This window comes from Leclercia sp. J807 (assembly GCF_009734465.1).
Lineage (GTDB): Bacteria > Pseudomonadota > Gammaproteobacteria > Enterobacterales > Enterobacteriaceae > Enterobacter.
The window spans coordinates 88715-113117 of sequence record NZ_CP046446.1 but is presented as its reverse complement, the minus strand read 5'-3'; the positions used below and the strand labels follow the sequence as shown (position 1 = coordinate 113117).

25 protein-coding genes are annotated in these 24403 nt (G+C 55.6%); 15 read left to right on the top strand and 10 right to left on the bottom strand.

What is annotated here, in order from left to right:
* Positions 1 to 57: 57 nt before the first annotated feature.
* From GNG26_RS00555 to kbl, 3 genes are all read right to left on the bottom strand, one after another.
* On the bottom strand, positions 58 to 1638 hold the full coding sequence (locus GNG26_RS00555) for a phosphoethanolamine transferase (protein ID WP_156237463.1): 1581 nt from the start codon (positions 1636 to 1638) through the stop codon (positions 58 to 60).
* 166 nt (positions 1639 to 1804) lie between these two features.
* Positions 1805 to 2830 carry an L-threonine 3-dehydrogenase gene (gene tdh / locus GNG26_RS00550; protein ID WP_103177732.1) on the bottom strand — a complete coding sequence of 342 codons (1026 nt, stop codon included), beginning with the start codon at positions 2828 to 2830 and terminating at the stop codon, positions 1805 to 1807.
* Positions 2831 to 2839: 9 nt separating this feature from the next.
* Positions 2840 to 4036: a glycine C-acetyltransferase gene (kbl, locus tag GNG26_RS00545; RefSeq protein WP_103824320.1), complete on the bottom strand. Its 1197-nt coding sequence runs from the start codon at positions 4034 to 4036 to the stop codon at positions 2840 to 2842.
* 215 nt (positions 4037 to 4251) lie between these two features.
* Here kbl and rfaD point away from each other — a divergent pair, with 215 nt between their 5' ends.
* The 5 genes from rfaD to GNG26_RS00520 are packed head-to-tail and all read left to right on the top strand — an operon-like array spanning position 4252 to position 9422.
* Positions 4252 to 5184, top strand: coding sequence for an ADP-glyceromanno-heptose 6-epimerase (gene rfaD, locus GNG26_RS00540; RefSeq protein WP_103177730.1), 933 nt, complete (start codon positions 4252 to 4254; stop codon positions 5182 to 5184).
* 2 nt (positions 5185 to 5186) lie between these two features.
* On the top strand, positions 5187 to 6233 hold the full coding sequence (gene rfaF / locus GNG26_RS00535) for an ADP-heptose--LPS heptosyltransferase RfaF (protein WP_156237462.1): 1047 nt from the start codon (positions 5187 to 5189) through the stop codon (positions 6231 to 6233).
* A gap of 3 nt (positions 6234 to 6236) precedes the next feature.
* Positions 6237 to 7220: a lipopolysaccharide heptosyltransferase RfaC gene (gene rfaC, locus GNG26_RS00530; RefSeq protein ID WP_156237461.1), complete on the top strand. Its 984-nt coding sequence runs from the start codon at positions 6237 to 6239 to the stop codon at positions 7218 to 7220.
* Positions 7213 to 8316, top strand: coding sequence for a putative lipopolysaccharide heptosyltransferase III (gene rfaQ, locus GNG26_RS00525; protein WP_156237460.1), 1104 nt, complete (start codon positions 7213 to 7215; stop codon positions 8314 to 8316). Before rfaC ends, rfaQ begins: the two co-directional genes overlap by 8 nt.
* The gene (locus GNG26_RS00520; protein ID WP_156237459.1) at positions 8313 to 9422 is read left to right on the top strand and encodes a glycosyltransferase family 4 protein; all 1110 of its coding nucleotides are present in this window, start codon (positions 8313 to 8315) and stop codon (positions 9420 to 9422) included. Before rfaQ ends, GNG26_RS00520 begins: the two co-directional genes overlap by 4 nt.
* Here GNG26_RS00520 and GNG26_RS00515 read toward each other — a convergent pair.
* Entirely contained in the window at positions 9401 to 10504 is a 1104-nt protein-coding gene (locus tag GNG26_RS00515) for a glycosyltransferase family 4 protein (protein ID WP_156237458.1), read from the bottom strand. The genes GNG26_RS00520 and GNG26_RS00515 overlap by 22 nt on opposite strands.
* Before the next feature lie 158 nt (positions 10505 to 10662).
* On the opposite strand from GNG26_RS00515, the gene GNG26_RS00510 reads away from it, so the two are divergent.
* The 4 genes from GNG26_RS00510 (at position 10663) to coaD (ending at position 14240) form a co-directional block, all read left to right on the top strand.
* Positions 10663 to 11646, top strand: a complete 984-nt coding sequence (locus tag GNG26_RS00510; protein ID WP_156237457.1) for a glycosyltransferase — start codon at positions 10663 to 10665, stop codon at positions 11644 to 11646.
* 66 nt (positions 11647 to 11712) lie between these two features.
* The gene (gene waaA / locus GNG26_RS00505; RefSeq protein ID WP_156237456.1) at positions 11713 to 12987 is read left to right on the top strand and encodes a lipid IV(A) 3-deoxy-D-manno-octulosonic acid transferase; all 1275 of its coding nucleotides are present in this window, start codon (positions 11713 to 11715) and stop codon (positions 12985 to 12987) included.
* The gene (locus GNG26_RS00500) at positions 12987 to 13757 is read left to right on the top strand and encodes a glycosyltransferase family 2 protein (protein WP_156237455.1); all 771 of its coding nucleotides are present in this window, start codon (positions 12987 to 12989) and stop codon (positions 13755 to 13757) included. The genes waaA and GNG26_RS00500 overlap by 1 nt, the downstream gene beginning before the upstream one ends.
* Positions 13758 to 13760: 3 nt before the next feature.
* Complete coding sequence (gene coaD, locus GNG26_RS00495; protein ID WP_114316234.1) at positions 13761 to 14240, top strand: pantetheine-phosphate adenylyltransferase; 480 nt, start codon at positions 13761 to 13763, stop codon at positions 14238 to 14240.
* Between the two features lie 40 nt (positions 14241 to 14280).
* On the opposite strand, the gene mutM is transcribed toward coaD, so the two are convergent.
* The 4 genes from mutM to radC form a co-directional block, all read right to left on the bottom strand.
* Positions 14281 to 15090, bottom strand: a complete 810-nt coding sequence (mutM, locus tag GNG26_RS00490; RefSeq protein WP_103824310.1) for a bifunctional DNA-formamidopyrimidine glycosylase/DNA-(apurinic or apyrimidinic site) lyase — start codon at positions 15088 to 15090, stop codon at positions 14281 to 14283.
* A gap of 72 nt (positions 15091 to 15162) precedes the next feature.
* Positions 15163 to 15330: a 50S ribosomal protein L33 gene (rpmG, locus tag GNG26_RS00485; RefSeq protein ID WP_013094893.1), complete on the bottom strand. Its 168-nt coding sequence runs from the start codon at positions 15328 to 15330 to the stop codon at positions 15163 to 15165.
* Between the two features lie 22 nt (positions 15331 to 15352).
* Complete coding sequence (gene rpmB / locus GNG26_RS00480; RefSeq protein ID WP_002436699.1) at positions 15353 to 15589, bottom strand: 50S ribosomal protein L28; 237 nt, start codon at positions 15587 to 15589, stop codon at positions 15353 to 15355.
* Between the two features lie 216 nt (positions 15590 to 15805).
* Positions 15806 to 16471 (bottom strand): DNA repair protein RadC, encoded by a 666-nt coding sequence (gene radC / locus GNG26_RS00475; protein ID WP_156237454.1) that lies wholly within the window; start codon positions 16469 to 16471, stop codon positions 15806 to 15808.
* Positions 16472 to 16645: 174 nt separating this feature from the next.
* On the opposite strand from radC, the gene coaBC reads away from it, so the two are divergent.
* From coaBC to slmA, 3 genes are all read left to right on the top strand, one after another.
* Positions 16646 to 17857 carry a bifunctional phosphopantothenoylcysteine decarboxylase/phosphopantothenate--cysteine ligase CoaBC gene (gene coaBC / locus GNG26_RS00470; RefSeq protein ID WP_156240121.1) on the top strand — a complete coding sequence of 404 codons (1212 nt, stop codon included), beginning with the start codon at positions 16646 to 16648 and terminating at the stop codon, positions 17855 to 17857.
* The gene (dut, locus tag GNG26_RS00465; RefSeq protein ID WP_156237453.1) at positions 17835 to 18293 is read left to right on the top strand and encodes a dUTP diphosphatase; all 459 of its coding nucleotides are present in this window, start codon (positions 17835 to 17837) and stop codon (positions 18291 to 18293) included. Before coaBC ends, dut begins: the two co-directional genes overlap by 23 nt.
* 116 nt (positions 18294 to 18409) lie before the next feature.
* Positions 18410 to 19006 carry a nucleoid occlusion factor SlmA gene (gene slmA, locus GNG26_RS00460; RefSeq protein WP_103824307.1) on the top strand — a complete coding sequence of 199 codons (597 nt, stop codon included), beginning with the start codon at positions 18410 to 18412 and terminating at the stop codon, positions 19004 to 19006.
* Positions 19007 to 19076: 70 nt separating this feature from the next.
* Here slmA and pyrE read toward each other — a convergent pair whose 3' ends face one another.
* Together pyrE and rph are read right to left on the bottom strand one after the other, a co-directional pair.
* The gene (pyrE, locus tag GNG26_RS00455; RefSeq protein ID WP_103824306.1) at positions 19077 to 19718 is read right to left on the bottom strand and encodes an orotate phosphoribosyltransferase; all 642 of its coding nucleotides are present in this window, start codon (positions 19716 to 19718) and stop codon (positions 19077 to 19079) included.
* Positions 19719 to 19785: 67 nt separating this feature from the next.
* Positions 19786 to 20502, bottom strand: a complete 717-nt coding sequence (gene rph, locus GNG26_RS00450; protein ID WP_103177714.1) for a ribonuclease PH — start codon at positions 20500 to 20502, stop codon at positions 19786 to 19788.
* A 125-nt stretch (positions 20503 to 20627) separates the two neighbouring features.
* On the opposite strand from rph, the gene GNG26_RS00445 reads away from it, so the two are divergent.
* The 3 genes from GNG26_RS00445 (at position 20628) to GNG26_RS00435 (ending at position 24385) form a co-directional block, all read left to right on the top strand.
* Positions 20628 to 21491 (top strand): YicC/YloC family endoribonuclease, encoded by an 864-nt coding sequence (locus tag GNG26_RS00445; RefSeq protein ID WP_103177713.1) that lies wholly within the window; start codon positions 20628 to 20630, stop codon positions 21489 to 21491.
* 173 nt (positions 21492 to 21664) lie between these two features.
* Positions 21665 to 23596, top strand: a complete 1932-nt coding sequence (locus GNG26_RS00440; protein ID WP_156237452.1) for an acyltransferase family protein — start codon at positions 21665 to 21667, stop codon at positions 23594 to 23596.
* 171 nt (positions 23597 to 23767) lie between these two features.
* Positions 23768 to 24385, top strand: coding sequence for a trimeric intracellular cation channel family protein (locus tag GNG26_RS00435; RefSeq protein WP_156237451.1), 618 nt, complete (start codon positions 23768 to 23770; stop codon positions 24383 to 24385).
* Positions 24386 to 24403 lie beyond the last annotated feature (18 nt).

Below are 24403 nucleotides of genomic sequence, written 5' to 3'. Positions count from 1 at the left end.
TCACTAAAACGCCGAAGAGGCTAACACATCGGTAATAATAAGTTGAACATACCGATGTTAACGAATATTACGCCAGTCATAGTTTTTCCCGGTGGTATCCAGTACTGACACATTCTTATGGTAGTCTGCTAACCACGACTGTACAGTTTTTACTGACTCGCCCTGCCGATGGATGCCTAACCACAGCTCCGCTAGAACGTTAACGTCATCTGCGGACCAGGCTGTGCCGTAATCCCCTGTCACTTTAAACTTAGAATCAACACGGCTTCCGTACCAAATGAACATAGGAATACTCAACGCCTCTTTGGGTGGATTTACCCCGCCATGTGAGTATACGACAGCACGACCCGGGTCACGCACCAGGGCATGATCCGAAAAATACATCACTGAAGAACGAGAATTTTCCAGGGTACGGAATATTTTGCCCATCAGCGTATCGGTGTAGCGCACAGAGTTGTCATAGCAATCATCGGCCTTACTTCCGCCGGTCAACACGTTCTGATCTGATGGGAAACGCTGGCATGCAGGCTCATGGCTGCCATACAAATGCAGGACGATAAGTTTTTTCCCTGGCTTTTTCAGCGCGTCATTCAGCCGTGGAAGCAGCGCCTCGTCATAACCTTGATCGATCCATTCATGCTGATGAGCATTCATTGCGATGCCAGCGATAACGTTGTTATGCGCCCCGCCTTTGCCCTGGCGACTATACCAGTGCGTGTCATAGCCAGCTTTATTGGCAATATTAATGATGTTATCTCTGTATTTATGGGGGTCTCGCTTCGTCACCGTATCGGCGGTCATCGCTAAAGGAACAGCCATGATTGTTACAGGGGCAGCAGCGACTGCATTTCGGAAAAGTAAAAGCTGTGGCTTTTGTTTAATAAGCTCTGGCGTCGTATTTCTTGTATAACCATAGATGCCCATGTTCGCTGTACGCTCGGATTCACCGATGATAAGCACATAATTATCGATACCCGTTTCCGACAATGTAATGTGATAGTCAGGAATATTTTTACCAATATCAGCGATGACCGAGTTATCCTCAATGGCTTGCATAAACACTTTTGCTGTACTGAAGGGTGTAGCCTGAACAACACGCTGAACGAGGCTCTCAACGTTACTTTTTCTAATTTGATGTAAATAAGCTTGAGCAAAAAAACCAATGATAGTCAGGCAAAGAACAATGCACGGCACGCGCCGCAGTCGATACGATACAGGCCAAGGCCCGGTATTAGCAGTATAAATAAACAGTAAAGAGACGACCGCAAAAAGTAGACATTCACGCCAGTATAAGCCCAACATAGCCCCTGCTTCGCCTGGCGTAGTATTGAGGATACTTAACGCAAATCCATAGCTAAACTCTGAATTGAAATTATTTAATGCATATAATTGTAAACTTAGATCTGCCGCGACAGGAATCAATAAAATAGCAGCCAAAACATTTCTAATAAGGCTATTTTCTATACATTTCAGTGTCAGCATTATCAATAAAAAAACCAACGCTCTGTTAATAACAGCGTTATATTTTGCATTTAATAAATTAACGCCAACGACGATTAACAGACAAACAGCTAACAACAGGCCATCAAATATCCGCGATTGCGAATGCGTCGATTTTTGTGGGAAAAATATAGACATAGGACCCTGAATAATATCTTCAATAGCTTTCCGTACAACGTTTAAATTAAGTAAACAGAAAGACAGGATGTCGAAAAAGTGGGCAGAAGTTAACAAGTAACCCCAGCAAAGTCAAACCATCATGAAATATATTGGCACCCGATATCCCGGGTGCCAGAAGGGTGTTTTAATCCCAGCTCAGGATAACTTTCCCGGACTGACCTGAACGCATCGCGTCAAAGCCCTGCTGGAACTCATCGATGGAGAAACGATGGGTAATAATCGGAGAGAGATCCAGACCCGACTGGATCAGTGCCGCCATCTTATACCAGGTTTCGAACATCTCACGGCCATAAATGCCCTTGATGAACAGCCCCTTGAAGATCACTTTGTTCCAGTCGATGGACATATCCGACGGCGGAATACCCAGCATCGCGATTCGGCCACCGTGGTTCATGGTGTCGAGCATGGTGCGGAACGCCGGTGGCGCACCGGACATCTCCAGACCGACGTCAAAGCCTTCGGTCATACCCAGCTCTTCCATCACGTCGTTCAGGCTCTCTTTAGAGACATCCACCGCACGGGTAACGCCCATTTTACGCGCCAGCGACAGACGGTATTCGTTCACGTCGGTGATCACCACGTTACGCGCACCGACGTGCTTCGCCACGGCTGCTGCCATGATGCCGATTGGGCCTGCACCAGACACCAGCACATCTTCGCCCACCAGGTCGAAGGAGAGCGCGGTGTGTACCGCATTACCGAACGGGTCGAAGATGGAGGCGAGATCGTCAGAGATATTGTCCGGGATTTTGAAGGCGTTGAACGCCGGGATCACCAGGTATTCAGCGAAGCAGCCCGGGCGGTTGACGCCCACACCCACGGTGTTGCGGCACAGGTGGGTACGGCCACCGCGGCAGTTACGGCAGTGGCCGCAGGTGATATGGCCTTCGCCAGAGACGCGATCGCCAATTTTGAAGCCTTTTACTTCCTGGCCAATGCCTACCACTTCGCCAACATATTCGTGGCCCACTACCATCGGCACGGGGATAGTTTTCTGCGACCATTGGTCCCAGTTGTAGATATGCACGTCAGTACCGCAGATGGCGGTTTTACGGATTTTAATCAGCAGATCGTTATGACCGACTTCCGGCTCTGGAACGTCGGTCATCCAGATGCCTTCTTCCGCTTTCAGTTTGGATAGTGCTTTCATTATGCGTCCTCAGGCAATCACGCCCAGTTGTTTGCCGATGCGGGTAAAGGCTTCCACCGCACGCTCAATTTGTTCAGGGGAATGCGCCGCAGACATCTGGGTGCGGATACGCGCCTGACCTTTTGGCACCACCGGGAAGAAGAAACCGGTGACGTAAATCCCCTCTTTCTGCAGCTCACGGGCAAAGTTCTGCGCCACGACAGCATCGCCCAACATCACCGGGATAATGGCGTGATCGGCACCGGCCAGGGTAAAGCCTGCGGCGGTCATTTTTTCGCGGAACAGACGAGCGTTGGCCCACAGTTTGTCGCGCAGATCGGCGCCGGACTCCACCATCTCCAGCACTTTAATGGAGGCGGAAACGATGGCCGGCGCCAGGGAGTTAGAGAACAGGTAAGGGCGGGAACGCTGACGCAGCCACTCCACCACCTCTTTACGCGCGGCGGTGTAGCCGCCGGAGGCACCACCCAGCGCTTTACCCAGCGTACCGGTGATGATATCCACGCGGCCCATGACGTCGCAATATTCGTGGGAGCCGCGACCATTTTCGCCGACAAAGCCGACGGCGTGGGAGTCATCGACCATCACCAGCGCATCGTATTTATCCGCCAGGTCGCAGACGCCTTTCAGGTTGGCGATCACGCCGTCCATCGAGAAGACGCCGTCGGTGGCGATCAGCACATGACGCGCACCAGCCTCGCGGGCCTCTTTCAGACGGGCTTCCAGCTCAACCATGTCGTTGTTGGCGTAGCGGAAACGCTTCGCTTTGCACAGACGCACGCCGTCGATGATGGAAGCGTGGTTCAGGGCGTCGGAGATAATGGCATCTTCCGCGCCGAGCAGGGTCTCAAACAGACCGCCGTTGGCGTCGAAGCAGGAGGAGTACAGAATGGCATCTTCCATTCCGAGGAAGGCGGCCAGCTTGCTCTCCAGCGCCTTATGGCTGTCCTGGGTACCGCAGATGAAACGCACGGAGGCCATGCCAAAACCGTGGGTGTCCATGCCCGCCTTCGCCGCGGCAATCAGCTCAGGGTGATTCGCAAGACCTAAATAGTTGTTGGCGCAGAAGTTAATCACCTGGCTGCCGTCGGCAACGGTGATATCTGCCTGCTGAGCGGAGGTAATGATTCGCTCTTCTTTGAACAACCCTTCCGCCCGCGCGGTTTCCAGGTCACTGTTTAACTGTTTGTAAAAATCACCACGCATTGCAATTCTCCAGACTCGGCAAATTTCGGCACATATTACCCAAAGCTATACCTCTATACGAGATGACGCTTTAACAGTTATCGTTTTTGCAGCATAAATCACGTGTACCCCTGCGCTAAGTCGGTGAATGGCTGAAGGGTGGTCATACTAATGATATGATATGAATATCAGTGCCCGGGATTGTCCCCGGGCTCCACACTTCAAAGGTTACAGTTATGATTATCGTTACCGGCGGCGCGGGCTTTATCGGCAGCAATATTGTTAAGGCTCTCAATGACAAAGGCATCACTGACATTCTGGTGGTGGATAACCTGAAAGACGGCACCAAGTTTGTAAACCTGGTGGATCTGAACATTGCCGACTACATGGATAAGGAAGATTTTCTCATCCAGATTATGGCGGGCGAAGAGTTCGGCGATATCGACGCAATCTTCCATGAAGGTGCCTGCTCCTCCACCACCGAGTGGGACGGCAAGTATATGATGGATAACAACTATCAGTACTCTAAAGAGATCCTGCACTACTGCCTGGAGCGCGAAATTCCGTTCCTGTACGCCTCTTCCGCAGCAACCTACGGCGGGCGTACCTCCGACTTTATCGAGTCCCGCGAGTACGAGCAGCCGCTGAACGTCTACGGCTACTCCAAGTTCCTGTTTGACGAATATGTACGCCAGGTACTGCCAGAAGCGAACTCCCAGATTGTCGGCTTCCGCTACTTCAACGTCTACGGACCGCGCGAAGGCCATAAAGGCAGCATGGCAAGCGTGGCCTTCCACCTCAACACCCAGCTGAACAACGGCGAAAGCCCGAAACTGTTTGAAGGCAGCGATGGCTTCAAGCGTGACTTCGTCTACGTGGGCGACGTGGCGGCGGTAAACCTGTGGTTCTGGGAAAACGGCGTCTCCGGGATCTTCAACCTGGGCACCGGCCGGGCGGAATCCTTCCAGGCGGTGGCTGACGCAGCGCTGGCGTATCACCAGAAAGGCACCATTGAGTACATCCCGTTCCCGGACAAGCTGAAAGGCCGCTATCAGGCATTCACCCAGGCGGATCTGACCAACCTGCGTGCCGCTGGCTATGACAAGCCGTTCAAGACCGTTGCCGAAGGGGTAACGGAATATATGGCCTGGCTGAACCGCGACGCGTAAGTATGAGAATTCTGGTGATCGGCCCGTCATGGGTGGGCGACATGATGATGTCGCAAAGTCTCTATCGCACGCTCAAGGCGCGCTATCCCCAGGCGATAATTGACGTGATGGCACCCGCGTGGTGTCGTCCGCTATTATCGCGGATGCCGGAAGTGAACGAAGCGATCCCGATGCCGCTCGGCCACGGGGCGTTGGAAATTGGCGAACGCCGCAAGCTCGGCCATAGCCTTCGCGATAAGCGCTACGATCGCGCTTATGTACTGCCGAATTCCTTTAAATCTGCCCTGGTTCCCTTCTTTGCTGGCGTACCGCACCGTACCGGCTGGCGCGGCGAGATGCGCTACGGCCTGCTGAATGACGCGCGCGTGCTGGATAAAGAGGCCTGGCCGCTGATGGTAGAGCGCTACGTGGCGCTGGCCTACGACAAAGGGGTGATGCGCAGCGCGAAGGACCTGCCGCAGCCGCTGCTGTGGCCGCAGCTTCAGGTGAACGAGGGTGAGAAATCCCAGATCTGCAATACCTTTGGTCTGTTGGCCGAACGCCCGATCATCGGCTTCTGCCCCGGCGCGGAGTTCGGCCCGGCGAAGCGCTGGCCGCACTATCACTACGCTGAGCTGGCGAAGCAGCTGATCGACGAAGGCTATCAAATTGTGCTGTTCGGCTCGGCAAAAGATCACGAGGCGGGCAATGAAATCCTCGCCGCACTGAGCGTCGAGCAGCAGGCCTGGTGCCGCAATCTGGCCGGGGAGACCCAGCTGGAGCAGGCGGTGATTCTGCTGGCCGCCTGTAAGGCGGTCGTGACGAATGACTCCGGCCTGATGCACGTTGCCGCGGCGCTGAACCGCCCGCTGGTGGCGCTGTACGGCCCGAGCAGCCCGGACTTCACGCCGCCGCTGTCACATAAAGCGCGCGTGATCCGCCTGATCACCGGCTACCATAAAGTCCGTAAAGGTGACGCCGCTGAAGGCTATCACCAGAGCCTGATCGACATCACTCCGCAGCGTGTCCTCGACGAGCTTAACGAACTGCTGTTGAGCGAAGAAGGATAACGGATGCGGGTATTGATCGTTAAAACCTCCTCAATGGGCGATGTGCTGCATACCCTGCCCTCGCTCACTGATGCCATGCAGGCTATTCCGGGTATCCGTTTCGACTGGGTGGTGGAAGAGGGCTTCGCCCAGATCCCCACCTGGCATGCTGCCGTAGACCGCGTTATTCCGGTGGCGATCCGCCGCTGGCGCAAGGCGTGGTTTTCCGCACCGATTAAGGCCGAACGTAAGGCCTTTCACGACGCGCTGCAGGCCCAGCATTACGATGCGATCATCGACGCCCAGGGGCTGGTAAAAAGCGCGGCGCTGGTCACCCGATTGGCCCACGGCGTAAAGCACGGTATGGACTGGCAGAGCGCCCGCGAACCGCTGGCGAGCCTGTTCTACAATCGTCGCCACGCGATCGCGAAGCAGCAGCATGCCGTGGAGCGCACCCGGGAGCTGTTCGCGAAGAGCCTTGGCTATGCTAAACCGCAACGGCAGGGGGATTACGCTATTTCACAGCATTTCCTGCACGATGCAAAGCCACACGCGCCTTATCTCATCTTCCTGCACGCCACTACCCGCGATGACAAACACTGGCCGGAAGCCCACTGGCGCGAGCTTATCGGCCTGCTGAGCCATGCGGGCCTGCGCATCAGGCTGCCGTGGGGCGCCCCGCACGAAGAGGCGCGGGCGAAGCGTCTGGCGGAAGGCTTTGATTACGTGGACGTGCTGCCCCGGATGAAGCTGGATGGCGTGGCGCAGCAGCTGGCGGGCGCGACGGCGGTGGTGTCGGTGGATACCGGTCTCAGCCACCTGACGGCGGCGCTGGATCGTCCTAATATTACGCTTTACGGCCCGACGGACCCGGGTCTGATTGGCGGCTATGGCAAAAATCAATATATCTGCCGCCCGGAACATTCATCGCAGCTGAGCGACCTCAGCGCCGCTGCGGTATTTGCGCAATTAGAGCCGTTGCTGACAGCAGAGAGAGCCTATGTCTGATTTTTTCTCAGCGGAGCGCCCACCGAAGCGCGTGCTGATTGTTAAGCTACGTCACCACGGCGACGTTCTGCTGACCTCGCCGGTCTTTACGGTACTGAAAACGAACTATCCCGATGTGGAAGTGGATGCCCTGGTGTATGACGACACCCAGGCGATGCTCACCAGCCATCCGTTTATCGACCAGGTGCATACCATCGGGCGTAACTGGCGTAAAAAGGGCTGGTTCGCGCAGTTCCGTCTGTACCGTGCGTTGCTGAACACCCTGAAAGCGCGTCAGTATGACGTGCTGATCAACCTCACCGAACACTGGCACGGCGCGCGTCTGGCGCGTCGTCTGAAACCGCGCGTTTCCGTCGGCTTTAAGCCCGATAAACGCGGCGGGCTGGCGCGTCGCCGCTGGGTGAAATCTTTCACCACCCTCTATCCGGCGATCCAGGATAACAGCCGCCATATGGTGGAGGTGAATCTCGATGCACTCCGGCGGATCGGCATCCATCCCCAGACCGATGCAGACAAGCACACCCTGTTTGTACCGGGGGATGCGGCGGAAGCGTCGATTGCCGAAAAACTGGCCGGCTTTGGGCTGAGCAGTGGCTCTTACATTCTGGTCCACCCCACGTCGCGCTGGATGTTTAAGGCATGGGATATCCAAAAGCTGGCGGCGACCATTGATAACCTGGCGGCCCGCGGCCTGCCAATTATCCTCTCCGCCGCGCCGTCAAAAGAAGAGACCGACTATATGGATGCGCTGCGTGCGGCGCTCACCCAGCCGGTGTTTGATTTGAGCGGCCAGCTGAACCTGAAAGAGCTGGGTGCGCTGATGAAGCACGCGCGGGTCTACTTCGGCGTTGACTCCATGCCGATGCACCTCGCCAGCGCGGTGGGCACGCCGACCGTCGCCATCTTCGGCCCGACCGGAGCGATTAAGTGGGCGCCGTGGGGAGTGAACTACCGCGTGATTGTGGCTGGCTTTACCTGCCAGCCCTGCGGTAAAGCGGGCTGTGGCGACAGCGGCGTCTCCGACTGCATTACGGCGATCACCCCGCAAATGGTACTGAGCGCCATCGATACACTGCTGCTGGAAAACCCGGCATGAAGCTGGCTATCGTCCGACAGACCTATAACCCCAACGGCGGCGCGGAGCGCTTCGTCTCTCGCGCGCTGAACGTGCTGGCGCAGGATACGGCTCTCGACGTCACGCTGATCGCCCGCCAGTGGGAGGATGCCGCCGGCTGGAAAACGCTGACGGTTAATCCATCATTCCGTAACCGTCTCGATCGCGAGTCGGGTTTTGCTGAGGCCGCGGCAGCGCAGTTTACGCAGTTCGATATTGTGCAGAGCCACGAACGTATTCCGGGAGCAACGATCTTCCGGGCCGGGGATGGCGTACACGCCACCTGGCTTGAGCAGTACAATCGCATCCAGTCGCCGCTGGCGCGCTGGGCGCAGTCCCTGAGCCGCTACCATCGCTATATTTTGCGGGCGGAAGCGCAGATGTTTACCCATCCTGCGCTGCGCAAAGTGATCTGCAACTCGAAAATGGTCCGGGATGATATCGCCCGCCGTTTTGGCCTGGGGGATGACAAGCTGACGGTGATCTACAACGGTGTGGATACTGCCCACTTCAGCCCGGACGTGCGCTCGCTCTCCCGGCGGGATGCGCTGGGTATCCCGCAGCATGCGCCGGTTCTGGCCTATGTCGGCTCCGGCTTCAGCCGTAAAGGGGTGGCGACGGCGCTGCGCGCCATTGTGCCTCATTCTGATGTCTGGCTGCTGGTGGCCGGGCGGGACAAGCACGCCCGCAAATTCGAAAAGCTAGCGCAGACGCTCGGCGTCGCTTCCCGGGTGCGTTTTCTGGGGCCGGTCGCCGATGTGCGCCAGGTCTACGGCACCGCCGACGCACTGATCCTGCCGACGCTTTACGATCCCTTCCCGAATGTCTGCGTTGAAGCGCTGGCCTGCGGCCTGCCGCTGCTCACCAGCCATGGCTGCGGCGCGGCGGAGTGGATTGAAGAGGGTGTTAATGGCTGGGTGCGCGACGCGCTCGACGACGCTGGCTATCAGCAGGCGATCGGCGAATGGCTGAATGGCCGTGAACGGGGCGTGGATTACTCAGCAGCGGCACGCGCCACTGCTGAGCCATATACCCTGGAACGGATGGCGAAAGAGCTGCAGGCGCTCTATCGCGAACTGCTGCGTTGAGCCGCGTTGGAAAAGACCTTTTCCATCGACTCGAGCATGCATTCACGAGTGAAATGGCTGCACAAGTAATCATAGCCCTGCTGCGCCAGTGTTTCGCGCAGTAAAGCATCCTCATACAGTTTTACAATCGCCTCGCGCAGCGCCGTTTCATCGCGCTGCGCGATCAAAATACCGGTTTTGCCGTCGATCACGGCATCTGCCGTGCCGCCCGCATCGGTGGCGATGGTGGCGATCCGCGAGGCCAGCGACTGCAGCACTCCCTGCGGGACACCTTCCATATCGTGCGACGGGCTGAGCGCAACATCAAAGGCCGGGAACCAGCGCTCAGGATCGCTGCGATGCCCCGCCATCACTACCCGCTGCTGCAATCCCAGGTCGATAATCTCCTGCTCCAGCGTCGCTTTATGCGGCCCTTCACCCACTATCGCCAGTTTGATCTGCGGATGATCAATGGCGGCCAGGGCGCGTAGCAGCACGCTATGGCCTTTATTAGGCCGCAGATGTGACACCACCCCCAGCCAGAAATCGGTCTGCGACAGGCCGCAGTATGCGCGAGCCTGTTGTTTATCCGCTGGATGAAAACGCTGCGTATCCACGCCGCTAGGCACAGAGGTGCTCTGGGCCATCGGTACGCCGATATCCGCCATCTGCTGGCGCAGGGCTTCCCCGGTAGTCACGATATGCGAACAGGCTTTACGAAACAGCCAGCGGGTAGTCCAGTTTTTGCGCGGGACGCCCGAAGCATGGCGGGTACGCACCAGCGGCACCGGGTTTGAGAGGGTAAGATTGGCCAGCGCCACCAGCCAGGTATCGGCGGAATTATGACTATTTATGACATCAATGGATGAACGGTTCTCTTTCAGCCAGCCGCGCAGCTGCTGCAGGTTCTGAAGATTCTTGCGCCGAAGCGGCATGGTGACCACCGTTAACCCGGCATCACGCGCCAGGCCGTGCAGCGGCGCACTCTCCGGGCAAAGTATGGTCACCTGATGGCCACGCTGAATCATCCCAAGGGATTCATTAATAATGCGTAATGGCTGGCCGCCCTTACCCCCGTCTGCTTCAGTGTGAACAATATGCATACTTATCCTGTGAGTTAGCTTGCTAACATGGCACTTATTTATCATTCGCCCGGAACTTTGTACCTTCAACGATAGGCTTTTAGTGCTCGGTAGATATAATAGATCGCTGAATGTTATCACCATCTCAGCCGATCTGCCCCGAATACAACGGAGAACGCATGTCCGACAAACCTTTATTGAGCCTTGTAATTGCCGTATATAATGGCGAGCAATTTCTGACCACTTTTTTTGACAGCATTAAAGCTCAACATTTGGACAGCCTCGAACTCATTGTTGTTAACGACGGTTCGCGTGATAACTCTTCTGATATTATTCAGCAATATGCCAGCGAATTTTCCATGTTTCATGTGATTAATCAGGAAAACCAAGGGGTTTCCGCGGCACGCAATTCAGGTCTTGCCGTAGCGACTGGCGAATATATTGCCTTCCCGGATATTGATGACGTGATTTATCCGGGTATGTACCCACGCCTTCTTGAGATGGCGACTCAAAACCGACTGGATGTAGCGACCTGCAACGGCACCTACGTTTACGACGACGGCAGACCGTCTAAAAAAATCTTCCCATCCGATAAGCTACGCTCCACAGAGGTGTTGGATGGGCCAACATGGCTGCAACGCGCGCTTGCATCGAGAAAGTTTTTACACGTGACCTGGCTCAATATCTACCGTCATGCTTTTATCAAAGAGCAGGGTTTTACCTTTGAGCATGGGCTTCGTCATCAGGATATTCCATGGACAACAGAAGTTCTGTTGACGGCACAGCGTGTCCAGTATGTCGATGAAACATTTTATGATTATCTCATCCATTCCGCATCCGTTTCACACACCCCGGGTACGGATGACACACGGATGCGTAACGCACGGCATTATATGAAAATCCTGGAAATGCTGGATGCCATTAACCAGCGTTATCCAGAGCAGGTACGCAAGGTTCCAGCCTGTCAGTGGCAGATTGCTAAAGAAGGGTTGGGCATTTTACATGCGATCAATAACATTACCGATTTAACCAAAAAGCGCGAAATCATCCGTGAGTTGTTTGAGCGTGGGGTATGGTCGCTTATCTGGAAAAACGCCCGTGGCCTGCGCCAGCGCTGGCGCCTTGGTCGCCGATACTTCCGTCTGAAAAGGTATCTGGCATAAGGGATAGCTTTAAACGGTCTAAATGCTTAGAATTTGCCCGCCGAAACTGAAAAAACGGATAATCGCTTGGAATTGTTGTATACCGCTCTGCTCTATATTATTCAGCCACTGGTGTGGCTACGACTGCTGCTGCGTAGCCGTAAAGCGCCTGCCTACCGTCAACGCTGGGCTGAACGCTATGGTTATTGCCGCAACAAAGTTGCGCCGGACGGTATCCTGCTCCACTCCGTTTCGGTGGGTGAAACGCTGGCCGCCATTCCGCTGGTCCGCGCCCTGCGCCACCGCTATCCGTCGCTGCCGATCACCGTTACCACCATGACGCCTACCGGTTCCGAACGCGCCATGTCCGCTTTTGGCAAAGATGTGCATCACGTCTATCTGCCGTACGATTTACCCTGTGCCATGAACCGTTTCCTTAACACCGTGCGCCCTAAGCTGGTGATCGTAATGGAAACCGAACTGTGGCCGAACATGATTTCTGCCCTGCACGCCCGCAAAATTCCCCTGGTGGTGGCTAACGCCCGCCTGTCAGAACGCTCCGCGAAGGGCTACGGCAAGCTGGGCAACTTTATGCGCCGCCTGCTGAGTAAGATCACCCTGATTGCGGCCCAGAATGAAGAAGATGGCGCGCGATTCCTGTCGCTGGGCCTGAAGCGCAACCAGCTGGCAGTCACCGGCAGCCTGAAGTTTGATATTTCTGTTACCCCGGAGCTTGCTGCCCGGGCAGTCACATTGCGTCGCCAGTGGGCGCCGCGCCGCAAAGTGTGGATCGCCACCAGCACCCACGACGGTGAAGAAGAGATTATCCTGCAGGCGCACCGCCAGCTTCTTGAACGCTTCCCGGACCTGCTGCTGATCCTCGTGCCTCGTCATCCTGAACGGTTTAAAGACGCCCGCGAGATGGTGCAAAAGGGCGGATTCAGCTTCACGATGCGCAGCAGCGGTGAAATCCCATCCGCCAGTACCCAGGTGGTGATTGGCGATACCATGGGTGAGCTGATGCTGCTTTACGGTATTGCCGATCTGGCCTTTGTTGGTGGCAGCCTCGTGGAGCGCGGCGGGCATAACCCGCTGGAGCCCGCAGCGCACGCCATCCCGGTACTGATGGGGCCACATACCTTTAACTTCAAAGATATCTGCGCCAAACTGCAGCAGGCGGACGGGCTGATTACCGTCACCGATGCGAACGCCATCGAAAAAGAGGTTTCAAACCTGCTGACCGACGAAGATTATCGTCTGTGGTATGGCCGTCACGCTGTCGAAGTGCTGCATCAGAACCAGGGCGCACTGACCCGTCTGCTGCAACTTCTGCAACCTTATTTGCCTCAGCGGAGCCACTAATGTCAACGCGTCTGTCGGTCGTGATGATCGCCAAAAACGCCGCCGACCTGTTGCCGGACTGTCTTGCCTCCGTTGCCTGGGCTGATGAGATCATCCTGCTCGATTCCGGCAGTACGGACAATACGGTGGACGTTGCCCGCGCAGCAGGCGCAAAGGTCTTTATCAACGCCGACTGGCAAGGCTATGGCATCCAGCGCCAGCGCGCGCAGGGATACGCCACAGGCGATTATGTCCTGATGCTTGATACCGACGAGCGCGTCACGCCAGAACTTCAGCAGGCCATTCAGGCGGTGCTTTCCTCGCCTCAGCCTGGTGCGGTATACAGCATTGCGCGCCGCAACTACTTCCTCGGCCGTTTTATGCGCCACAGCGGCTGGTATCCGGACCGCGTGATGCGCCTCTACGAGCGCGAGCGGTATCAGTACAACGACAACCTGGTCCATGAATCCCTGGCCTGCGACAGCGCCCAGGTGATTCCCCTGACGGGCGATCTGTTGCACCTCACCTGCCGTGATTTCGCCAGCTTCCAGCGCAAACAGCTTAACTACGCGACGGCATGGGCTCAGGAGCGGCATCAGCGTGGCAAGACCGCTTCGCTGGCGGGTATCTTTAGCCACACCGCAGGGGCGTTCCTGAAGACACTGCTGCTACGTGGTGGCGTGCTGGACGGTAAGCAGGGCTGGTTACTGGCGGTGGTTAACGCCCAGTATACTTTTAATAAATACACCGAGCTGTGGGCGCTGAGCCGCGGCTACTCTGAGAAAGCGTGAGCCATGAGCACAAAAGCGATTTATCCGGGTACCTTTGATCCTGTCACCAACGGCCATATCGATATCGTCACGCGTGCCGCAAGCATGTTTGACACGGTGATTCTGGCGATTGCCGCCAGCCCCAGCAAAAAACCTCTGTTCGATCTTGATGAGCGGGTTGCGCTGGCAAAAGCCGCAACGGCGCATCTGCCCAATGTTGACGTGGTGGGCTTTAGCGATCTGATGGCGAATTTTGCCCGCGCTCAGCAGGCCAATATCTTAATTCGGGGGCTGCGCGCGGTGGCCGATTTTGAATATGAGATGCAGCTGGCGCACATGAACCGCCATCTGATGCCCGAGCTGGAAAGTGTCTTCCTGATGCCATCCAAAGAGTGGTCGTTTATCTCTTCTACTCTGGTGAAAGAGGTGGCGCGCCATGCAGGTGACGTTACCCATTTCTTACCCGCCAGCGTGCATCAGGCGCTGATGGACAAGCTGAAATAAATGTTTTGCCCGGTGGCGCTGCGCTTACCGGGCCTCCGCATCATTTCTGGCACTGACGGCAATAGAACGTTGCCCGCTGGGCATGCTTCGTTGCCACAATCGGTGTGCCACAGACCCGACACGGCTCGTCTTTACGGCCATAGACCTGCAGCTCCTGAGCAAAGTAGCCGGGCTTGCCGTCGCTTTGCAGGAAGTCTTTCAGGGTGGTTCCGCCCTGCTCAATCGAACGCAGCAATACGGCTTTGATCACCCGCACCAGCAGCTCGCACTCCTGCGCCGACAGCGATGAGGCTAACCGATCGGGATGGATCCCGGCGGCAAACAGCGATTCGCTGGCGTAGATATTGCCCACGCCGACCACCAGCTTGTTATCCATCAGCCAGGGTTTAATGGCGGTTTTCTTCTTCGCGCACTTCGCCTTCAGGTACTCCGCATTAAACGCGTCTGAGAGCGGCTCCGGCCCCAGGTGCGCCAGCACGTTATGCCCTTCCAGCTCTTTGGTCCACAGCCAGGCGCCAAAACGACGCGGATCGGTATAGCGCAGCACTTTGCCGTTGCTCATCACCAGGTCAACGTGGTCGTGTTTTTCTGGGGGCAGCTCTTCGCTGAGGATGCGCAGGCTCCCGGACATGCCCAGATGGATGATGATCCAGCCGTCAGGCAACTCAAGCAGCAGGTACTTTGCACGGCGCTGTACGCTAAGAACCGGTTTATCGCTCAGCGCATGGATCTCGTCAGAGACCGGCCAGCGAAGACGACCGTTACGGACAACAGCGTGAAGAATGGTCGCACCGACCAGATGAGGCTCAATGCCACGGCGGCTGGTCTCTACCTCAGGTAATTCAGGCATGGTTCCTCCGTTGAGATGCAGAATGCAAAAAACCCCGCAGATGCGGGGTTTTTCAATACAAGGAATCTAAAATTATTTGATTTTAGCTTCTTTGTACATAACGTGCTGGCGTACAACTGGATCGAACTTTTTCAGTTCCAGTTTTTCCGGCTTAGTACGTTTGTTCTTCGTGGTGGTGTAGAAGTGACCTGTACCAGCAGAAGAAACCAGCTTGATTTTCTCGCGAATACCTTTAGCCATGATTTATTTCCTCTTTAAGTACTTAGTACTTTTCGCCACGGGCACGCAGTTCAGACAGAACTGTATCGATGCCTTTCTTATCAATTACACGCATACCTTTAGCAGATACGCGCAGGGTGACAAAACGCTTCTCGCTCTCAACCCAGAAACGGTGAGAGTGCAGGTTCGGCAGGAAACGGCGTTTAGTCGCGTTCAGTGCGTGGGAACGGTTGTTACCGGTCACCGGACGCTTGCCAGTAACTTGGCAGACTCGGGACATGTCTATTCTCCAAAAATCAAATTAGCTCGAGCTTCGTATGGGGTATCGGCGCCTCGTCAGGCTTTACAGCCCGGTCATCGCGATTCTAAGTGAACCATCGATTGCCAGGCCCAAATGCCAAACCCGAGATTCTCAAAGGTGGCGTAGTATACGCTGACTCGCGGATGTGCTCAAGTCCCGAACAGACAAAGATCCCGATGGATCGCGAGAAATGGCTTAAATCCACCCACGTTCAGCAAACGAAACGTACTCTCCGCGGCCTATCACCAGATGATCAAGAACACGAATGTCCATGAATTGACAGCATTTCATGATGCGTGCGGTCACGTCTCTGTCGGCTTTGCTCGGTTCGGCGCGCCCTGAGGGGTGATTATGCGCGAGGATCACGCCCGCGGCATTCACTTTTATCGCTTCGCGCACAATTTCCCGGGGATGCACCTCAACGTGACGCAGGGTTCCCGAAAATAACCGGCTGTGGCTCAGCACCCGGTTTTGGTTATCGAGGAAGATGACCATAAAGATCTCGCGCTCCTCTTCCGCCAGCTGGCTACGCACAAACTCCTGGGTCATCTGCGGATCTTTCAGCGGGTTGATGCCCTGAATCCCCGAGCAGTAGTAGCGGCGGGCGAGCTCAGCAATCCCTTTCAGCTGGGCGAATGTCGCCAGGCCAATTCCCTCGACCTGCCTGAAATCCTTCATCTCTGCGGATAACAAACCATGCAGCGAGCCGAAATGCTGCAACAGATCTCTGGCAAGCACGAACACGTTTTTACTCCGCGTCCCGGTACGCAGGAACAGCGCCAGCAGCTCTTCGTCCGTCAGTAACGTCGCGCCATCCCGTAGCATTTTCTCCCGCGGCAGCAGCGGGGATAGTGTCTTCATACCCTCTCCTTCTCCATCACCACGCTATGCTGCCACAGCGCCTGACGCCTCACGAGGCTCTGTTTTTCGTATTGCGTAACGCCTCGCAAAGTGGCGGATGGACAACAGCACGATGCTTTTCGGATTGTGATAAAATGCCCGCCTCTCAGCTGAACCCAACAGGAAAGAATCATGATGAGCCTGGCCGGTAAAAAAATCGTTCTTGGCGTGAGCGGCGGCATTGCAGCCTATAAAACGCCGGAACTGGTGCGCCGTTTACGCGAGCGCGGAGCGGACGTGCGGGTGGCAATAACCGAAGGGGGCAAAGCGTTCATTACGCCGCTGAGCCTGCAGGCCGTTTCAGGCTACCCGGTGTCGGACAGCCTGCTCGATCCGGCGGCAGAAGCCGCGATGGGCCATATCGAGCTGGGTAAATGGGCCGATTTAGTTATCCTCGCCCCCGCCACCGCCGATCTCATCGCCCGCGTGGCCGCCGGCATGGCTAACGATCTGGTTACCACTATCTGCCTTGCCACGCCAGCGCCCGTCGCCGTGGTCCCGGCCATGAACCAGCAGATGTACCGCAATGCGGCAACGCAGCATAACCTGACAACCCTCGCCTCTCGCGGGCTGTTAATTTGGGGGCCGGACAGCGGCAGCCAGGCCTGTGGCGATGTGGGTCCGGGCCGTATGCTGGATCCGCTGGCGATTGTGGATCTGGCCGCGAGCTATTTTTCACCTGTCAACGATCTGCAACATCTCAACATCATGATTACCGCGGGTCCGACGCGTGAACCGCTGGATCCGGTGCGCTATATCACCAACCAAAGCTCCGGCAAGATGGGCTTTGCGATTGCCGCCGCCGCCGCGTCGCGCGGGGCAAAGGTGACGCTGGTGAGCGGCCCGGTTTCGCTGCCAACGCCTCCTGGGGTGCAGCGCATCGACGTCACTACCGCGCTGGAAATGGACGCCGCGGTTCAGACCCATGCGCAGCAGCAGCAGATTTTTGTCGGCTGTGCTGCCGTGGCGGACTATCGTGCTGCAGCCATAGCCGATGAGAAAATCAAAAAGCAAGGCGATGAAATCACGATAAAAATGGTGAAAAACCCCGATATCGTAGCCGGGGTCGCGGCATTAAAAGATCGCCGCCCTTATGTCGTTGGGTTTGCCGCTGAAACGAATAATGTGGAAGAATATGCCCGGCAAAAACGTACCCGCAAAAACCTCGATTTGATTTGCGCGAACGACGTATCGCTGGCCTCACAAGGATTCAACAGCGACAGCAACGCATTGCACCTTTTCTGGCAGGATGGAGATAAAGTCTTACCGCTTGAGCGCAAGGAACTCCTGGGCCAACAATTACTGGACGAGATCGTTACCCGTTATGATGAAAAAAATCGACGTTAAGATTCTGGACCCGCGTGTTGGTCAGCAATTTCCACTGCCGACCTATGCCACTTCCGGCTCTGCCGGTCTTGACCTGCGTGCCTGCCTCGACGACGCCGTAGAACTGGCACCCGGCGCTACCACGCTGCTGCCGACCGGCCTTGCGATCCACATTGCCGACGCCTCTCTGGCGGCGGTGATCCTGCCGCGTTCCGGCCTGGGCCATAAGCATGGTATCGTGCTGGGCAATCTGGTGGGTCTTATCGATTCTGACTATCAGGGTCAACTGATGGTTTCTGTCTGGAACCGTGGCCAGGAGAGCTTCACCATTCAACCCGGCGAGCGTATCGCCCAGATGGTGTTCGTCCCGGTGGTACAGGCTGAATTTAATCTGGTAGAAGATTTCGACGCGACCGATCGCGGCGAAGGCGGCTTCGGCCATTCCGGGCGTAAATAAACCCGGCTATACGCATCCCACAACGCATAACGTAATAACAAACCGCAAACATCCGTTTGCGGTCGTTGTGTGGACGTCAGCCTGACAAGTGATTATTTTCAGGGGTATTTTGTAACATGGCAGAAAAACAAACAGCGAAAAGGAATCGTCGCGAAGAAATACTTCAATCTCTGGCTCTGATGCTTGAATCCAGCGATGGCAGTCAACGCATCACCACCGCAAAACTGGCCGCCTCTGTGGGCGTGTCGGAAGCGGCGCTGTACCGTCATTTTCCCAGCAAAACGCGGATGTTCGACAGCCTGATCGAGTTTATCGAAGATAGCCTGATCACGCGTATCAACCTGATTCTTAAGGATGAAAAAGACACCACCGCACGGCTGCGTCTGATTGTTCTGCTGATCCTCGGTTTCGGCGAGCGCAATCCGGGGTTAACCCGTATCCTGACCGGCCACGCGCTGATGTTTGAACAGGACAGATTGCAGGGGCGTATTAACCAGCTTTTCGAGCGTATTGAGGCGCAGCTGCGCCAGGTATTACGCGAAAAGAAAATGCGTGAAGGCGAAGGCTTCACCATGGATGAATCGCTGCTTGCCGGGCAAGTTCTGGCCTTCTGTGAAGGGATGCTCTCTCGCTTTGTGCGCAGTGAATTCAAATATCGTCCGACGGACGATTTTGATGCCCGCTGGCCGCTCGTGGCCGCGCAGTTGCAGTAACCCTGTTGCCGCCTTATCCGGCCTACGGTTTACGTAGGCCCGGTAAGCAAAGCGCCACCGGGCTTTTACATTAAACGCCGTACGCTTCGCGATAGGCGCGCACCGCCGCCAGGCTCTCTGCCATCTCCGGCTTCTCTTCCAGATAGGCAATCAGATCTTTCAGGGTGATGATTGAGGTCACTTTGCAGTTGTAGTCACGCTCCACTTCCTGAATGGCCGAGATATCGCCACGTCCACGCTCCTGGCGGTCCAGCGAGATCAGCACGCCCGCAAGCGTGGCATTATTCGCCTGGATAATCTCCATCGATTCACGGATGGCGGTGCCTGCGGTGATCACATCGTCCACCAGCATCACCCGGCCCTGCAACGCGCTACCAACCAGATTACCGCCTTCGCCGTGGGTTTTGGCCTCTTTGCGGTTAAAGCAGTACGGCACGTCGCGATCGTGATGCTCCGCCAGCGCCACGGCGGTGGTGGTGGCAATCGGAATACCTTTGTACGCCGGGCCAAACAGCAGGTCGAATTCGATCCCGGAATCCACCAGCGCTTCAGCATAGAAGCGGCCTAACAGTGCCAGATCGCGCCCGGTATTAAACAGCCCGGCGTTAAAGAAATAGGGGCTTTTGCGCCCGGATTTCAGCGTAAATTCGCCAAACTTAAGTACCTGCTTGCTAAGCGCAAACTCAATAAACTGGCGCTGATACGGTTTCATGGATTCGCTCCTTTCTCTTTTCTGTCTTACAGGCAAAAAAAAGGCGACTCTTCAGTCGCCTTTAAAATTAATTTTCTAACGCCGCCTTCTGCGTCGTTACGATAGATTCGATCCCCTCTCGGGCCAACGCCAGCAGAGAGAGCAACTCTTCGTGGGTAAACGGCTCGCCTTCTGCCGTGCCCTGAACCTCGATGATGCGACCGTCTTCGGTCATCACCACGTTCATGTCGGTCTCTGCCGCGGAGTCTTCAACGTACTCCAGATCGCACAGTGCTTCACCATTGACGATACCTACTGATACCGCTGCCACCATGCCTTTCAGCGGGTTCGCTTTCAGTTTACCGGCCGCAACCAGTTTGTTCAGGGCATCGGCCAGCGCCACACAGGCTCCGGTAATAGAGGCAGTACGGGTGCCGCCGTCCGCCTGGATCACGTCGCAGTCCAGGGTGATGGTGAACTCGCCCAGGGTTTTCAGATCAACAGCCGCGCGCAGCGCACGGGCAATCAGACGCTGAATTTCCATGGTACGGCCACCCTGTTTACCTTTCGCCGCTTCGCGGGCGTTACGGGTGTGGGTGGAGCGTGGCAGCATGCCGTACTCAGCAGTGATCCAGCCCTGACCCTGGCCTTTCAGAAAGCGCGGTACGCCCTCTTCAATGGAGGCGGTGCACAGGACTTTGGTGTCACCAAATTCAACAAGCACGGAACCTTCAGCGTGTTTTGTATAGTTACGGGTCAGGGTGACGGGGCGCACCTGGTTGGCGCTACGACCTGATGGACGCATGATGATATCTCCGGCTTGAAACGAATGTGGCTGCGCATTATACGGATTAAACGCGCTTATTCCTATCCTGAGAAAGCCCCGAAAGCTATAATCCCCCCATCTCTCCTCTGAAAACGGAAAAGTCTATGATCCGCAGTATGACCGCCTACGCCCGCCGTGAAATCAAGGGTAGCTGGGGCAGCGCTACCTGGGAAATGCGCTCGGTAAACCAACGCTATCTTGAAACCTATTTCCGTATGCCAGAACAGTTCCGCAGCCTTGAGCCTGTCGTGCGTGAGCGTATCCGCGCTCGCCTGACCCGCGGAAAGATTGAATGCAACCTGCGTTTTGAGCCCGATGCGAGCGCGCAAGGTGAGCTGATCCTGAACGAGAAACTGGCTAAACAGCTGGTGAACGCCGCTAACTGGGTCAAAATGCAGAGCGACGAAGGCGAAATCAACCCGGTAGATATTCTGCGCTGGCCTGGCGTGATGGCGGCAGGCGAACAGGATCTGGACGCCATTACCGCTGAGATCCTTACCGCGCTGGACAGCACGCTGGACGACTTCATTTTAGCCCGTGAAACCGAAGGTCAGGCGTTGAAAGCGCTGATCGAGCAACGCCTGGAAGGCGTAAGCGGCGAGGTGGCGAAAGTCCGCGCCCATATGCCGGAGATCCTGCAGTGGCAGCGTGAGCGTCTGGTCGCCAAACTGGAAGATGCCGAAGTCCAGCTGGAAAACAACCGTCTCGAACAGGAACTGGTGCTGATGGCCCAGCGTATTGACGTGGCGGAAGAACTGGATCGTCTGGAAGCGCACGTCAAAGAGACCTACAACATCCTGAAGAAGAAAGAGGCCGTGGGCCGTCGTCTCGACTTTATGATGCAGGAATTCAACCGCGAGTCGAACACGCTGGCATCCAAGTCTATCAACGCCGAAGTCACTAACTCTGCGATTGAACTGAAGGTGCTTATTGAGCAGATGCGCGAACAGATTCAGAATATCGAATAAACATTAGCGCGCGTTTTTCGCTATTAATGGTCCCGCTAAGGGACCATTGTCAATTAACGGCTTTAAGTATGTCCTGAATCCCACCTGCGCATCAGAATATAAGAACTCCTTTCCTATTTTTGTTAGAATGCACGCCGCACTCAATATTCTTATCTTTCCTCTCAGGAAACATAATGGCAAACATCAACTTATCCTTAGAGGAAACCTCCAGCCTATCAATTGACCGCGATTTCCGGCAGGACATTAACCTGCTGCGCGGAATAGCCATTCTTTCTGTAGTGTTTTATCACTTTACTGCCACCCTGCTGCCCGGCGGTTTCGCTGGCGTGGATGTGTTTTTCGTTATCTCCGGCTTCTTGATGACCAAAATCATCGCCACAGGCCTTGAGCGAAATAGCTTCAACCTTATTCAGTTTTATGCCGCGCGCTGTAAAAGAATAATTCCCGCGCTGCTGGCGATGTGTCTGATTGTCGCCGCGACGACCTTTTTCTGGTTGCCAACAAATGAGTACCAAAAACTCGGAAATTATATTGGCTATGCTGCCTTATTTATATCCAATCTGAAACTTAACAAAGAGTCCGGGGACTATTTTTCCCTCGACTCCCATGAAAACTGGTTTTTACATACCTGGTCATTGTCCGTCGAATGGCAATTTTACCTGGTATTACCCTTCATTATGATGGGGCTCTATCCCCTCAGGAAAAAACTGAACACCGGCTTATGCCTGGCCATACTCACCGTTGCGTCGTTTATCGTGAGTGTCACCCACACGCCCAACGCTGCGGCCACCAGCTTCTACCTGATGCCTTATCGCGCCTGGGAGATGTTGTGCGGTGGGCTGGTGTGGTATGCCTCGCAGCGCTTTGTGATGCCGTTGATGCTTCGCCCGGTTGCGGCAATTGCGGGTTACGCGCTGATCCTGCTTTCTCTCTTTTTCATCACCGCTGAGCATGCCTGGCCAGGACCGCTGACCTTACTGCCCGTCGTGGGCGCGATGCTGGCGATTTATAGCGACTACCAGCCGCTGGTGAGCCTGTTCGACCGTAATTTTCGCTGGGCGGGGCTGAGCTCGTACTCCGTCTACTTATGGCACTGGCCTGTGGCGGTGGTTCTGCTCTACTGCGGAAAGCAGCATAACGGGCTGTGGGTCATGAGCGCGATTGCGCTCTCTTTCGCCGTCGGCTGGCTGTCGTGGGTGCTGATTGAGCAACCCGGCAAAAATTACCTTAGCCAGCGTTCAAGCCGCGCTTTCTGGTTGATCCTCTTTGCTTGCGTAGGTGTCGCCTGGCTGTTCAGCTATCTGGTGAAAAACCAGATCGTAGTCAGCCAGCCCGACCCGCTCGTCAACAAAATCGCGCTGGAAGCCACCAACAAAAACTATGCTGCCAATCCTAAAACGCACCTGAGCACTTATGGCACAGGTGAGCCTGCAGCCATCATCATTGGCGACAGCCATGCGGAAGCCACCGCAACCGCGCTGGCAGAAGCAGCGCAAGGTAAAGGCTCTGTTGTCGGGATCACCTACTCTGGCTGTCCGACGCTGGCGAGGGGCGAGCTGGGGGCGCGCAATCGATGCGGGGAATTTAACCGCTCTCTCCCTTCAAGGCTGAAGGATTACGCGCCGGACGTACCGGTGGTGATCGTGAACCGCCTGACGCACTATGCCGAAAAGCAGCTTGTCACCTTCGGGGCCGGGCAGCAAAACAAGCAGGACTACCTGCGTCAGTACTCTGATGCCATCGTTGATATGGCATGCTCGCTCAACAGTACGCGTCCTGTTTATCTGGTGAATCCGATCCCCGAGATGACGCAAAATGTTCCCCGCACGTTATCTCATCGCCTGATGACCGGCAAAACCACGCACGACTTATCCATACCCGTCGCGACTTACGCCAAACAAAACGCCGTTATTTTGCAGGCGCAGGCGCGGGCGGCAAAACAGTGTGGCGTTCAGGTGCTCGATCCCACCGCCTGGCTCTGTACCGCGGGCCGCTGCATGGGCAGTAAGAATTTACAACCGTGGTATTTCGACGATAACCACCTTAGCGAAACCGGGAATAAGATGCTGGTGCCAATGTTCCGGCAGATTTTTAGCCCCCAGTAGCGTTAAAGGCCAAATTTATCTAATGCGATATTTGCTCCAAAAACAGTACATCGCCCTCTTTAAGCTAAAGTGCCATTAGATAATCTAAGGCATATTTACTCGCACAAGAAAATCTAAATCGTGAGCCAGAGCACAAAGCGTTACCCTGACGCTCTTATTTCTGGGGGTAACATGCTGCTGCATATCCTGTATCTGATCGGTATCACCGCTGAAGCCATGACCGGCGCCCTCGCCGCCGGACGTCGTCGTATGGACACCTTCGGCGTCATTATTATTGCCACTGCCACGGCGCTGGGTGGCGGCTCCGTCCGGGATATCCTGCTGGGCCACTATCCGCTCGGCTGGGTCAAAAACCCTGAGTACGTCATTATTGTGGCAACGGCAGCCGTGCTAACTACGATTGTGGCTCCGGTGATGCCTCATCTGCGCCGCTTGTTCCTGGTGCTTGATGCGCTTGGACTGATTGTTTTCTCCATCATTGGTGCACAAATTGCTCTCGATATGGGTGAAGGCCCGGTTATCGCCATCATTGCTGCCGTGATCACGGGTGTGTTTGGCGGGGTACTGCGCGATATGTTTTGCAAACGTATCCCGCTGGTTTTCCAAAAGGAACTGTATGCCGGCATCTCCTTTGCCGCCGCAGTGCTTTATGTTGCCTTGCAGCACTATGTCACTAACCACGATGTGGTGGTTATCTCCACGCTGCTGTTTGGTTTCACGGCGCGCATGCTCGCATTGCGCCTGAAGCTTGGCCTGCCCGTTTTTCATTACAAACACAATGCGCATTAATATCTGAACCTGTTAATG

Excerpts from the sequence above, each read along its gene's own strand:
- GNG26_RS00555 (WP_156237463.1), bottom strand. The coding sequence starts at position 1,638 with ATGTCTATATTTTTCCCACAAAAATCGACGCATTCGCAATCGCGGATA.
- tdh (WP_103177732.1), bottom strand. The coding sequence starts at position 2,830 with ATGAAAGCACTATCCAAACTGAAAGCGGAAGAAGGCATCTGGATGACC.
- kbl (WP_103824320.1), bottom strand. The coding sequence starts at position 4,036 with ATGCGTGGTGATTTTTACAAACAGTTAAACAGTGACCTGGAAACCGCG.
- rfaD (WP_103177730.1), top strand. The coding sequence starts at position 4,252 with ATGATTATCGTTACCGGCGGCGCGGGCTTTATCGGCAGCAATATTGTT.
- rfaF (WP_156237462.1), top strand. The coding sequence starts at position 5,187 with ATGAGAATTCTGGTGATCGGCCCGTCATGGGTGGGCGACATGATGATG.
- rfaC (WP_156237461.1), top strand. The coding sequence starts at position 6,237 with ATGCGGGTATTGATCGTTAAAACCTCCTCAATGGGCGATGTGCTGCAT.
- rfaQ (WP_156237460.1), top strand. The coding sequence starts at position 7,213 with ATGTCTGATTTTTTCTCAGCGGAGCGCCCACCGAAGCGCGTGCTGATT.
- GNG26_RS00520 (WP_156237459.1), top strand. The coding sequence starts at position 8,313 with ATGAAGCTGGCTATCGTCCGACAGACCTATAACCCCAACGGCGGCGCG.
- GNG26_RS00515 (WP_156237458.1), bottom strand. The coding sequence starts at position 10,504 with ATGCATATTGTTCACACTGAAGCAGACGGGGGTAAGGGCGGCCAGCCA.
- GNG26_RS00510 (WP_156237457.1), top strand. The coding sequence starts at position 10,663 with ATGTCCGACAAACCTTTATTGAGCCTTGTAATTGCCGTATATAATGGC.
- GNG26_RS00500 (WP_156237455.1), top strand. The coding sequence starts at position 12,987 with ATGTCAACGCGTCTGTCGGTCGTGATGATCGCCAAAAACGCCGCCGAC.
- coaD (WP_114316234.1), top strand. The coding sequence starts at position 13,761 with ATGAGCACAAAAGCGATTTATCCGGGTACCTTTGATCCTGTCACCAAC.
- mutM (WP_103824310.1), bottom strand. The coding sequence starts at position 15,090 with ATGCCTGAATTACCTGAGGTAGAGACCAGCCGCCGTGGCATTGAGCCT.
- rpmG (WP_013094893.1), bottom strand. The coding sequence starts at position 15,330 with ATGGCTAAAGGTATTCGCGAGAAAATCAAGCTGGTTTCTTCTGCTGGT.
- rpmB (WP_002436699.1), bottom strand. The coding sequence starts at position 15,589 with ATGTCCCGAGTCTGCCAAGTTACTGGCAAGCGTCCGGTGACCGGTAAC.
- radC (WP_156237454.1), bottom strand. The coding sequence starts at position 16,471 with ATGAAGACACTATCCCCGCTGCTGCCGCGGGAGAAAATGCTACGGGAT.
- coaBC (WP_156240121.1), top strand. The coding sequence starts at position 16,646 with ATGAGCCTGGCCGGTAAAAAAATCGTTCTTGGCGTGAGCGGCGGCATT.
- dut (WP_156237453.1), top strand. The coding sequence starts at position 17,835 with ATGATGAAAAAAATCGACGTTAAGATTCTGGACCCGCGTGTTGGTCAG.
- slmA (WP_103824307.1), top strand. The coding sequence starts at position 18,410 with ATGGCAGAAAAACAAACAGCGAAAAGGAATCGTCGCGAAGAAATACTT.
- pyrE (WP_103824306.1), bottom strand. The coding sequence starts at position 19,718 with ATGAAACCGTATCAGCGCCAGTTTATTGAGTTTGCGCTTAGCAAGCAG.
- rph (WP_103177714.1), bottom strand. The coding sequence starts at position 20,502 with ATGCGTCCATCAGGTCGTAGCGCCAACCAGGTGCGCCCCGTCACCCTG.
- GNG26_RS00445 (WP_103177713.1), top strand. The coding sequence starts at position 20,628 with ATGATCCGCAGTATGACCGCCTACGCCCGCCGTGAAATCAAGGGTAGC.
- GNG26_RS00440 (WP_156237452.1), top strand. The coding sequence starts at position 21,665 with ATGGCAAACATCAACTTATCCTTAGAGGAAACCTCCAGCCTATCAATT.
- GNG26_RS00435 (WP_156237451.1), top strand. The coding sequence starts at position 23,768 with ATGCTGCTGCATATCCTGTATCTGATCGGTATCACCGCTGAAGCCATG.